At 63.2% G+C, this 10470-nt stretch carries 8 protein-coding genes; 1 reads left to right on the forward strand and 7 read right to left on the reverse strand.

Annotated features, from left to right (window positions below; genetic code table 11):
• Positions 1-14: 14 nt before the first annotated feature.
• From APH28_RS25325 to APH28_RS25355, 7 genes are all read right to left on the reverse strand, one after another.
• On the reverse strand, positions 15-878 hold the full coding sequence (locus APH28_RS25325) for an ABC transporter permease (RefSeq protein WP_060513184.1): 864 nt from the start codon (positions 876-878) through the stop codon (positions 15-17).
• Between the two features lie 14 nt (positions 879-892).
• A complete protein-coding gene (locus APH28_RS25330) occupies positions 893-1756 on the reverse strand; it encodes an ABC transporter ATP-binding protein (protein ID WP_060513185.1) in 864 nt (287 codons plus the stop codon).
• Positions 1757-1762: 6 nt separating this feature from the next.
• Positions 1763-2782: an ABC transporter substrate-binding protein gene (locus APH28_RS25335; protein WP_060513186.1), complete on the reverse strand. Its 1020-nt coding sequence runs from the start codon at positions 2780-2782 to the stop codon at positions 1763-1765.
• A 17-nt stretch (positions 2783-2799) separates the two neighbouring features.
• Positions 2800-3699: a TauD/TfdA family dioxygenase gene (locus tag APH28_RS25340; RefSeq protein ID WP_060513187.1), complete on the reverse strand. Its 900-nt coding sequence runs from the start codon at positions 3697-3699 to the stop codon at positions 2800-2802.
• Between the two features lie 253 nt (positions 3700-3952).
• On the reverse strand, positions 3953-5329 hold the full coding sequence (locus APH28_RS25345) for an HlyD family type I secretion periplasmic adaptor subunit (RefSeq protein WP_060513188.1): 1377 nt from the start codon (positions 5327-5329) through the stop codon (positions 3953-3955).
• Positions 5319-7475, reverse strand: a complete 2157-nt coding sequence (locus tag APH28_RS25350) for a type I secretion system permease/ATPase (protein ID WP_060513189.1) — start codon at positions 7473-7475, stop codon at positions 5319-5321. The genes APH28_RS25345 and APH28_RS25350 overlap by 11 nt, the downstream gene beginning before the upstream one ends.
• A gap of 43 nt (positions 7476-7518) precedes the next feature.
• Entirely contained in the window at positions 7519-8856 is a 1338-nt protein-coding gene (locus tag APH28_RS25355) for a TolC family outer membrane protein (RefSeq protein WP_060513190.1), read from the reverse strand.
• Between the two features lie 351 nt (positions 8857-9207).
• Between APH28_RS25355 and APH28_RS25360 the strand changes: the two genes are divergently transcribed.
• Positions 9208-10470: retention module-containing protein (locus APH28_RS25360; RefSeq protein WP_156340950.1), on the forward strand; the 1263-nt coding region annotated here is incomplete at its 3' end.

Here is a 10470-nt window from a genome sequence, read left to right on the forward strand (position 1 = left end):
CCGGGACAGGAAAACTACCGCTGCATGCCCCAACGCCGAACGGTCAACCGCTCCAGGGTGTTGAACACCAGCCCCTCGACTAACAGGCCAATCAGGATGACCACCGCCAATCCGGCAAACACCTTGTCGGTATAAAGCTCGTTGCGGTTCTGGAAGATGTACCAGCCCAGCCCGCCCTTACCGCTGCTGGCACCAAACACCAACTCGGCGGCGATCAAAGTGCGCCAGGCGAACGCCCAGCCGATCTTCAGCCCCGAGAGGATCGACGGCAACGCCGCCGGCACCAGGATATGCAGGACCAGCCGCAGCCCTTTCAGGCCGTAATTGCGCCCCGCCATACGCAAGGTCTCGGACACGCCGAGGAAGCCGGCGTAGGTGTTCAATGCCAATGCCCACAGCACCGAATGCACCAGCACGAAAATCAGGCTGTTGTCGCCCAGTCCGAACCACAGCAACGCCAGCGGCAGCAGGGCAATCGCCGGCAATGGGTTGAACATCGAAGTCAGGGTGCCAAGCAGATCGCGACCGAGCTGGGTCGACACCGCCAGGCTGGTCAGGCCGAAGGCCAGCACGATACCCAGCAGGTAACCCTTGAGCAGAATCACCAGCGACACGCCGACCTTGGCCGGCAATTCGCCACTGAGCAGGCCGTCCCACAATGCGGCGGCGGTCTGCAGGAAGGTCGGCAGCAGCAAGTCGTTGCCCTGGTAGCGGGCGATCGCTTCCCACAAGGCGGCGATCACCAGCAGGATCACGGCCTTGCGCAGCCAGCCGTGCTGCCATAGGCGCTGGGCCAACGGTAGATTGCGTTCCACGGGCACACTGAGCAAAGGCTCCAGCTGCACCTCGTATTCCTGGCGTACAGGTGTAGGGGTCATGGCTGAAGCTCCTGTCAGTAAGCGATGCGGATGTCGTTGAAGCCCAGATCATCAGCCGGTTCAGGGGCTTCGGCCTCGTCGAACAGCAAGCGATGGATACGTCGCGCACTGGCCTGGAAGTCCGCTGCGCCGAGGCTGCCAAGGTCGTACTGGTGGCTGTGCACCTCGGCCCGGACCCGGCCCGGGTGGGGCGACAGCAGCAGGATGCGGTTACCAACCACCAGCGCCTCTTCGATGGAGTGCGTGACGAAGAGCAAGGTGAAACGCACCTCCTCCCACAGCAGCAGCAGTTCTTCCTGCATCTTGCGTCGGGTCAGCGCATCGAGTGCGGCGAACGGCTCGTCCATCAGCAGGATCTTCGGCTGGGTGGCCAGCGCCCGGGCGATCGCCACGCGCGCCTTCATCCCGCCCGACAGCATGTGCGGGTAGGCATCGGCAAAGGCGCCCAGGCCAACCTTGTCCAAGTAATGGAGGGCTCGCTCTTCGGCCTCGGCGCGCTTGAGCTGGCCAGACACCACCAGGGGGAACATGACGTTCTCCTTCACCGTCTTCCATGGCGGCAACTGATCGAATTCCTGGAACACCACGATGCGGTCTGGGCCGGGGCCGTTGACCGGCTGACCCTGCAACAGGATCTGCCCTTCCTGGGGAGCGATGAACCCGGCCACGGCCTTGAGCAAGGTGGACTTGCCGCAGCCCGACGGGCCCAGCAGGACGAAACGGTCGGCGCGGTCGACTTCGAAGCTGACCTGGTGGGTGGCCCGCACCACGCGCTGCGCGGTGCGGTATTCGAGGCTCAGGTTGTCCACCTTGAGCAACGGCGGTGTAGCGACACGGCTCAGGTTGCTGGCCGTGTGGCCTGGCAATGGGGCGGTCATGGTCGGTCAGCTCCCCTGCAGCGGGCGTTCATCCTGGAAGAAGTAGTCCTTCCACGATTCCGGCTTGTGCTTGATGGCACCAACCCGATACAGGAACTCGGCCAGCTTGTAGGTGTTCTTCGGCGTGACGGTGAACTCGTACTGCGGGTTGTCGATCAGTTTGATCAGCGCATCGCGGTCGATCTTGGCCTTGGTCACGCGGATGTAGGTATCCGCTGCAGCGGCCTTGTCGTTCTGGGCAAAGTCCGCCGCCTCGGCCAGTGCATCGACGAAGGCCTTGTAGGTCTTGGGGTTGTCGTTGCGGAATTTTTCGGTGGCGAACAGCAGGGTCGGCGAGTTGGGGCCAAGCAGGTCATAGCTGTTGAGCACCACGTGCACGTTCTTGTTGGCCAGCGCCTGATCCTGGAACGGTGGGTTGGAGAAGTGCCCGTTCAGCTCGGTGCCGCCAGCCAGCAGCGCGGCGGTGGCATCCGGGTGCGGTACGGCCAGGGTGTACTTGTCGAGGCGGTTGTATTCCTTGTCGCCCCACTGCTGGGCGGCGGCGTACTGCAGGAAGCGCGACTGCACCGACACACCTACCGCAGGCACGGCGATGCGATCCTTATCGGAAATGTCGGCGATGGTCTTCACGTTCGGGTTGCTGCTGACCAGGTAGTACGGGAAGTTGCCCAGCGAGGCCACGGCCTTGACGTTCTGCCGGTCCTTGGTACGGTCCCACACGGTCAGCAGCGGGCCGACCCCGGCACCGGCGATGTCCACCGAGCCGGACAGCAACGCGTCGTTGATCGCCGAGCCGCCGGACAGCTGGGCCCAGTCGACCTCGATGTCGATGCCCTGCTCCTTGCCGTGCTTTTCGATCAGGTGCTGGTCACGCACCACGTTGAGCAGCAGATAAACGATGCCGAACTGCTCGGCGATGCGGATCTTGCCTTCGGCTTGCGCCACGGCGGGGGCCGCCAGGCTGCCGACGACCAGGCTGGCGCCCAGGCCGATGCTTGCCGCCAGGCGGCTGATGGATTTACGCATGATGAATTCCTCAGTCGTCAGAACGGGGCATCGCCCTGGATGGTGGTACGGAACAATTTGCGCCGCAGGTGCGCAGGGCAACCGGCGGCCAGGTGGATCAGCGAACGGTTGTCCCAGAACACCAGGTCGTGGGGCTGCCACTGGTGGCGGTAGATGTTTTGCTCGAGCACGCTCAGCGCGTACAGCTGCTGCAGCACGTCGCGGCTTTCATCGTCCGGCAGGCCGACGATGCGGGTGGTGAAGCCCTCGCTGACGAACAAGGCCTTGCGGCCGTTTTCCGGGTGGGTACGCACCACCGGGTGGATGACTTCCTTCACCTGCGCGAGCTGTTCGGCGGTCAAAGTCGGGCGCCAGTTGCCTTCGAATTTGGTTTCGGCGTAACGGGCGGTGTACGAGTGAGCGGCACTGCGGCCCTCCACCACTTTGCGCAGGGCTTCAGGCACGGCGTCCCAGGCTTTGTGCATGTCGGCGAACAGGGTGTCGCCCCCTTCGCTAGGCAGCTCCTGGGCGTGCAGCATGGAACCGAGGCTTGGCAGTTCCTTGTACGACAGGTCCGAGTGCCAGAACTTGCCGGCATCGCCCAAGCCAATGTTCTGGCCGTTTTCGACGATGTTGGAGACGATCAGGATTTCCGGGTGACCGGCGAGCAGGAACTGCTTGAGCACATGGATCTGCAGCTCGCCGAAGCGGCGGCTGAAAGCGATCTGTTGTTCCGGGCTGATGCGTTGGTCACGGAATACCAGCACATGGTGGTCGAGGTGGGCGCGATGAATACGGGTGAAATCCTCGACGGTGACCGGCTTGGCCAGGTCCAGGCCGATGATCTCGGCGCCGACGGCACCGGAGAACGGGCGGATTTCGAAGGTTTGCAGCTGGGCGCTGTCGATGGACGACAAGGCGTTCGAGGCGGCTGGCATGTGTCACTCCCACGCAGTGCGCGACTTCAATGGCGCGCAACGATCAGAAACGCACGGGGTTTACCCGTGTGGGTTCAAGTCGTGCGGCGCATCGATTGGTCGACGGGTACGCAGTGGGAGCGACTATAAATGCATAAGAAAAATAATTTAAATATCTTTAAAGAATAAAGATATGAAGGGTAACAGTGCTCGATTTTGGTGCTACCTGAGCCAGCCCTTTCGCAGGTTTGCCTGCGCAAGGGCCGCCTCGGGCCTACCGCTCGCGCAGGGCCTCGTCGCGGGCCTTCATGATCGGCTTGAGCAGGTAGCTCATGATGGTTTTCTTGCCGGTCATGATGTCCACCGTGGCGACCATGCCAGGGATGATCAGCAGCGGCTTCTGATCGGTGCCCAGGTGGCTCTTCTCAGTGCGCAGCTTGATCAGGTAGTAGGTGGTCTTCTTGTCTTCGTCGGTGATGGTATCGGCGCCGATCTGCTCCAGCTTGGCCTTCAGCCCACCGTAGATGGTGTAGTCGTAGGCGCTGAACTTGATGGTCGCTTCCTGCCCCGGGTGCAGGAAGGCGATGTCCTTGGGCAAGATCTTCGCCTCCACCACCAGGGTGTCGTCCAGCGGCACGATCTCGATGATGTCGCTGCCCGGCTGAATCACCCCGCCGATGGTGTTGACCAGCAGCTGCTTGACGATGCCACGCACCGGCGAAGTGACCAGGGTACGGCTGACGCGGTCGTCCAGTGCCTTGCTGGTGGCGGTGGCCTTGTTCAGCTCGGTGCGGGCTTCGTTGAGCTTGGTCAGGGCCTCGCTGCGGAACTTGCCGCGGGTCTCTTCGATCTTGCTCTGCACTTCCTTGATGGCCGCCTCGGCACGCGGGATGGCCAGCGCCGTGGAGTCCATCTGACCCCGGGTTTCCACCTCGGAGCGGCGAAGGCGCAGCACTTCAACCTGGGAAACCGCGCCTTGGGCTACCAGCGGCTCGGACATGCCGATTTCCTGGCGCAGCAACTGCAAGCTATTGGCGTACTGGGCGCGCTTGGAGGTGAATTCGCGCAGCTCCTGCTGCTTTTGCACCAACTGCTGCTGCAAGCCGCCGAGCTCGTCTTGCAACTGCTGGCGGCGGCTCAGGTAAAGCGACTGCTCGTCCGCCGCCTGGCTCGGCGCGGCCTTGCGCAGCTCTTCGTCGATCTTCAGTGGGCGGTCCTCGACCTCGGCGCTCAGGCGCTCGACGCGCAGGGCCATGGCCAGGCGGTCGGCCTCGGTTTCACCCACGTTGGAGGCAAAGCGGGTTTCATCCAGGCGCAGCAGCGGCTGGCCGACCTCGACCACCTCCCCTTCCTTGGCGAAAATCTCGGCGACAATGCCGCCCTCCAGGTTCTGGATCTTCTGTACTTTGGACGACGGGATGGCCTTGCCCTCGCCGCGTGTGACCTCGTCGATGGGCGCGAAGCTGGCCCAGACGATAAGGAACAGGAAGAACGCGATCACGCCCCAGATGGTCAGGCGCACGATGCGCGGGGCGTCTTCGATGAGCGCTTTGTTGACCTCCGGCAGTGGCTGCCCACTCAGCGAGTCGGAACCTTTGAAATAGCGGCGCAGGCCGCTCTTGAACACGCCGAAATCGAGCTTATGCAACACTGATTTGCCCCTTCTTCAGCGCATCCATGACCGTGGCTTTCGGGCCATCGGCGACCACCTGACCGCGGTCGATGACGATCAACCGGTCGACCAGCGACAGCAGCGAGGCCCGGTGGGTGACCAGCAGTACGGTCTTGTTTTCCACTACGGCCTGCAGGCGTTGCTTGAGACGCTCTTCGCCTGTGTTGTCCATGGCGCTGGTCGGCTCGTCGAGCAGCAGAATCTGCGGGTTGAGCAGCAGCGCACGGCCCAGGGCAACGTTCTGCCGCTGACCGCCGGAGAGGTTCTGGCCACGCTCGCCCACCTGCAGCTCATAGCCATCGGGGTGCAGGCGGGCAAATTCGTGCACACCGGCCAGTTCGGCGGCTTGCAGGATCAGCTCGTCCTCGATGTAGCGGGCACCGCTGACCAGGTTGTCGCGCAGGGTACCGGCCAACAGCTGGATGTCCTGCGGCACATAGCCGACGTTGTGGCGCAGTTCGCTGACGTCGATCTGACGGATATCCACGCCATCCACCAGCAGCGAGCCGTTGTCGGTTTCGTAAAGGCCGACGATCAGCTTGGCCAGCGAGCTCTTGCCCGAGCCGCTGCGGCCAATGATGCCGACTTTCTCGCCCGGGCGGATGTTCAGGTTGATGCCCTTGAGTGCCTGGTTCTGCTGGTTCGGGTAGGTGAAGTCGACGCCGCGAAACTCGATGCCACCTTGCAGCACCCTGCGGCTCAGCGGGCGCTCCTCGAAGTTGCGCTCCTGCGGCAGCTCCATCATCTGATTGGTCGAGACCATGGTCACTTTGGCCTGCTGGTAGCGGGCCAGCAGGCCGTTGAGCGAACTCAACGGCCCCAGGGCGCGACCGCTGAGCATGTGGCAGGCCACCAGGCCGCCCATGCTCAGGTTGCCGTCGATGATCAGGTACACGCCAACGCAGATCATCGCAACGCCGGCCAGTTGCTGGATCAGCAGGGTGATGTTCATCGCCAGGCTCGACAACACCTTCACCCGCAGCTCGAGGCGGCTGAGGGTGCCGAGGGTCTGTTCCCACATGTACTGGCGTTCGCTTTCGGCGTTGTTGACCTTCACCGCGTCCAGGCCAGCCAGGGTTTCGATCAGGCTCGACTGGCGCTCGGAGGCCAGCGCCATGGTCCGCTCCATGGTTGCCATCAGTGGCCGCTGCAGCGCATAGCCGATGCCCAGGGCCAACGGGAAGGCGAGGATCGGGATCCACACCAGGTGCCCGCCGATGATGGCGATGACCAGCAGGATGATGAAGGTGAATGGCAAGTCGATCAGGCTGGTCAGGGTCAAAGAGGCGAGGAAGTCGCGCAGCCCCTGGAATTCGTGAATGTTCTGGGCAAAGCTGCCGACCCGCGCCGGGCGGTACTTCATCGACATGCCGACGATGCGCTCGAACAACGTGGCCGAGATGATCAGGTCGGTCTTCTTGCCGGCCAGGTCCAGGCACAGGCTGCGCAGGCCTTTGAGGATCAAGTCGAAGAGATATGCGCCGGTGATGCCGATGGCCAGCACCCACAAGGTCGAGGTGGCCTGGTTGGGCACCACGCGGTCATAGACGTTCATCACGAACAGCGGCGCGGCCAGAGCGATCAGGTTGATCACGAGGCTGGCGGCGATGGCGTCGATGTACAGCCACTTGCTGCGCAGCAGGGTGTCGCGGAACCAGGACTTGGCACGCGGAATCAGGTTGCCGTGGTTGACGTCGTACTTGTGCTGCGGCTGGGCGAAGAACACCTTGCCGCTGTAATCCTCGACCAGCGCCTCGCGGCTGACCAGCACCTCGCCACCGTCGCTCTCGCTGAGCAGCAGGCGCGCTGTGCTTTCGTTTTCCCAACCCAGCAGCACCGCGGCGCGGCCTTCCTTGAGCAGCAGCATGGCCGGCATGGCGATGCTCGGAATCTGCTCCAGCTTGCGCTGCAACAGGCGCCCCTGCAGCCCGGCGCGGGCGGCGGCGCGGGGCAGCAGTTCGGCGTTCAGGCGCTGTGCCGGCAACGGCAGGCCGGTAGTGAGCATCGCCCGGCTGGCAGGCTTCTGATGCAGGACGCACAGCGTCAGCAGGCTATCCAGGAGCGGATCGTCATGCTGACTGCGTGGATCGTGGCTGAGTTGGACTCGACTGACTTCGGATTCCACGCGGTGCTCTCTTCGACCTGGCGGGTAGGTGGATGGGTGCGCCTCAGTTCAGGCCTGGCAGGTTCACCCGGGGTTTCAAATCGTTCTGCACAACGGTTGCCATCGGCGCGACAACGCCCTGGCTCTTGAGCAGCTGGCCAATGGTCGCCTTGATTCGGTACTGAGTAAACAACTGAATATTCTTCACTTCTACCAAGCGGCGCTGGGCGGTGAAGGTTTCGTTCTCGCTGTCGAGCAAGTCGAGCAGGGTCCGCTCGCCGAGGCTGAACTGCTGCTGATAGGCGCTGCGCACGCGGTTGCTGTGGTCAACATACTGCTGGGCGATCGGCACCTGGGCGTTGGCGTTATCCTGGGCGTTCCAAGCCAGGCCCAGTTCTTCGTTCAGCTGGCGCAGGGCATTGTTGCGGATGTCCAGGGCCTGGCCGGCCAGGTGCGACTTGGCTTCCAGCTCGGCCTTGTTGCTGCCGCCTGCGTACAGGTTGAAGTTCATCCGCACCATCGCTTCCCAATCATTGTTGTGACCCGCGACGCCATCGATGTTGTTGTCGGCGGTACGGCCGAGTTCGGCATCGAAGCGCGGGTAGAAGCTGGCCTTGGCGGCATCGTACTGTTTTTCCGCTGCGGCGATGTCCGATTCGGCCGAGCGCAGCACCGGGCTGCTCTCTACCATCTGCGCGCGGGCTTCTTCCAGGCTGGCTGGCAGCAGGTCGATGAACGGCGCCGGGGCGCTCAGTTCATCCGGCATCTGCCCCACCACGCTCAGGAAGTTGGTGTTGGCGTCGGCCAGGTTGGTCTGTTCGGTGATCAGGTTGTTCTGTGCCTGGGCCAGGCGCGCTTCAGCCTGGTCGAGGTCGGCCAGACGACCGACGCCACGGCTGGTGCGCAGCTTGATCTGGTCGAGGATGCGTTCATGGTTCTGCAGGTTCTCCTGGGCCAGGCGCACCATCTCGCGGCGCGACAGCACATCCAGATAGACCTTGGCCACGTCCAGGCCAGTGCGCTCGGAAGTGTCCATCAGTGCGTAGGCACGGGCGTTGGCGGTGGCCTGCTGGCGGCCAACTTCGCTGGAGGTGGCAAAGCCGTCGAACACCATCTGCCGCAGGCGGATGGCCGACTCGCCACGGTTGAGGGTATCCCAGCGGTTGCCGGTGCTCGGGCTGTCGCTGCCTTCACGGCCGTAGCCAGCGGTGACGTTGACCTGCGGCAAATAGCCGCCCTTGGCGGCGCGCAACTGGTAGTCCGCAGCCACGCGCGCATTCACCCCTGCCTGGATTTCGGGATGCACCTCGAGGGCCTGCTGCATGGCTTCTGGCAGCGTTTGGGCGTGGGCGAAAGTGGCGGCAAAAGCGAGAGGCAGAGCGATAAACAGTGGCGCACGCATTTTTTTACGGATCCCCGAAGGCGCTGTTGTCCTGAATCACGGCAGAAGCTGTGCAGGTTTGGAAAATGGCAACCTGATCTGACCGATGAGCGAGCTTCCAAACAGGCACTTCGAGAGGCACTTCGGGAAGGGAAAGCAAACGTTCAAATATCAATGTGACATTACTTCGCCGATTGTTTAGGATGACGAACACAAGGTCAATAGTTTGGCATAAAGTTAATTCCAACTGGTTATTGTCAATTAATTGACGTCAAACTTCAAGCATATTAATGACACCATTCCGCCTGATGCGGCGCAACTTACGCCTCTCGGAGCAGGGACGTCCCATCATCGGGTAAGCCGGAGAGTCCAATGAGCAGCGTTGTTGCCATCGTCAAGAGCATTGTTGGCCAGGTCATCGCAGTATCCCCAGAAGGCATCCGGCGCGTTCTCATCGAGGGCGATCGCCTGTTCGCGGGCGAGCAGGTGCTCACGGGCGCGGGCGGGGCCGTTACCCTCGAGTTGGCCGATGGGCGCCTGCTCGACCTGGGCCGCGACTCCCAATGGAGCGCCGATGCGCCGGACAGCAGCACCGACCTGGGCCAGGCTGCTGCGCAAGCCGCCCCTTCGGTTGAGGAGCTGCAGCAGGCGATCGCCGCTGGTGTCGACCCAACTACGCAGCTCGAAGCCACGGCGGCAGGCCCTTCGGCGGCAGGCGGTGGTGGCGCGGCCGGGGGCGGCCACAGCTTCGTGATGCTCGACGCCACGGCCGGCAGCGTGGACCCGACCATCGGCTTCCCCACGGCCCCGATAGACTTCGCCACCGCGGCGACCACCGAGCAGACCGGGGGCGTCGATACGACCACCAGTACGGCGGTCACGATGATCGCCACCGACCTCACCCTCAGCGCCACCCCTTCCATCACCGAAGCGGGTGGCGTGATCGTTTATACCGCCACCGTTGGCCAGGCTCCGGCGACCAACCTGACTGTGACCCTGTCGAACGGCGCGGTAATCGTCATTCCGGCCGGCCAGACCACCGGTACAGTCAACGTGCCAGTGGCGGGGAACGATACGCCGTACATCGATGGCGGGCAGATTTCCACCACCGTGACCGGCACCACCGGCGGCGGCAACGTGATCGTGACCCTGCCGCAAACGCCGGCAGTGACCGAAGTCACCGACACCATCGACACCACCACCGCTACCCTGACCGCGTCGCCAAGCGTGACCGAAGGCGGCGTGATCACCTATACCGTAACCCTGAGCAACCCTGCTCAGACGCCGGTGACCGTGACCCTGTCCAACGGCCAGACCATTACCGTTGAAGCCGGCAAGAACACCGGCAGCGTCGATTTCCAGACGCCTGCCAATGATGTTTACAGCAATGGTTCGACCGTCAGCACCACCATCACCGGTGCCACCGGCGGCAACTTCGAGCAGTTGACGCCGAACCCGACGCCTGCCGAGACCGTTGTCAGCGACTCAATCGATACCACTACTGCCACCCTGACCGCGTCGCCAAGCGTGACCGAGGGCGGCGTGATCACCTACACCGTAACCCTGAGCAACCCTGCTCAGACGCCGGTGACCGTGACCCTGTCCAACGGCCAGACCATCATCGTTGAAGCCGGA

The sequence above is a fragment of the Pseudomonas sp. NBRC 111124 genome (assembly GCF_001320245.1).
In the GTDB taxonomy this organism is placed as follows: domain Bacteria; phylum Pseudomonadota; class Gammaproteobacteria; order Pseudomonadales; family Pseudomonadaceae; genus Aquipseudomonas.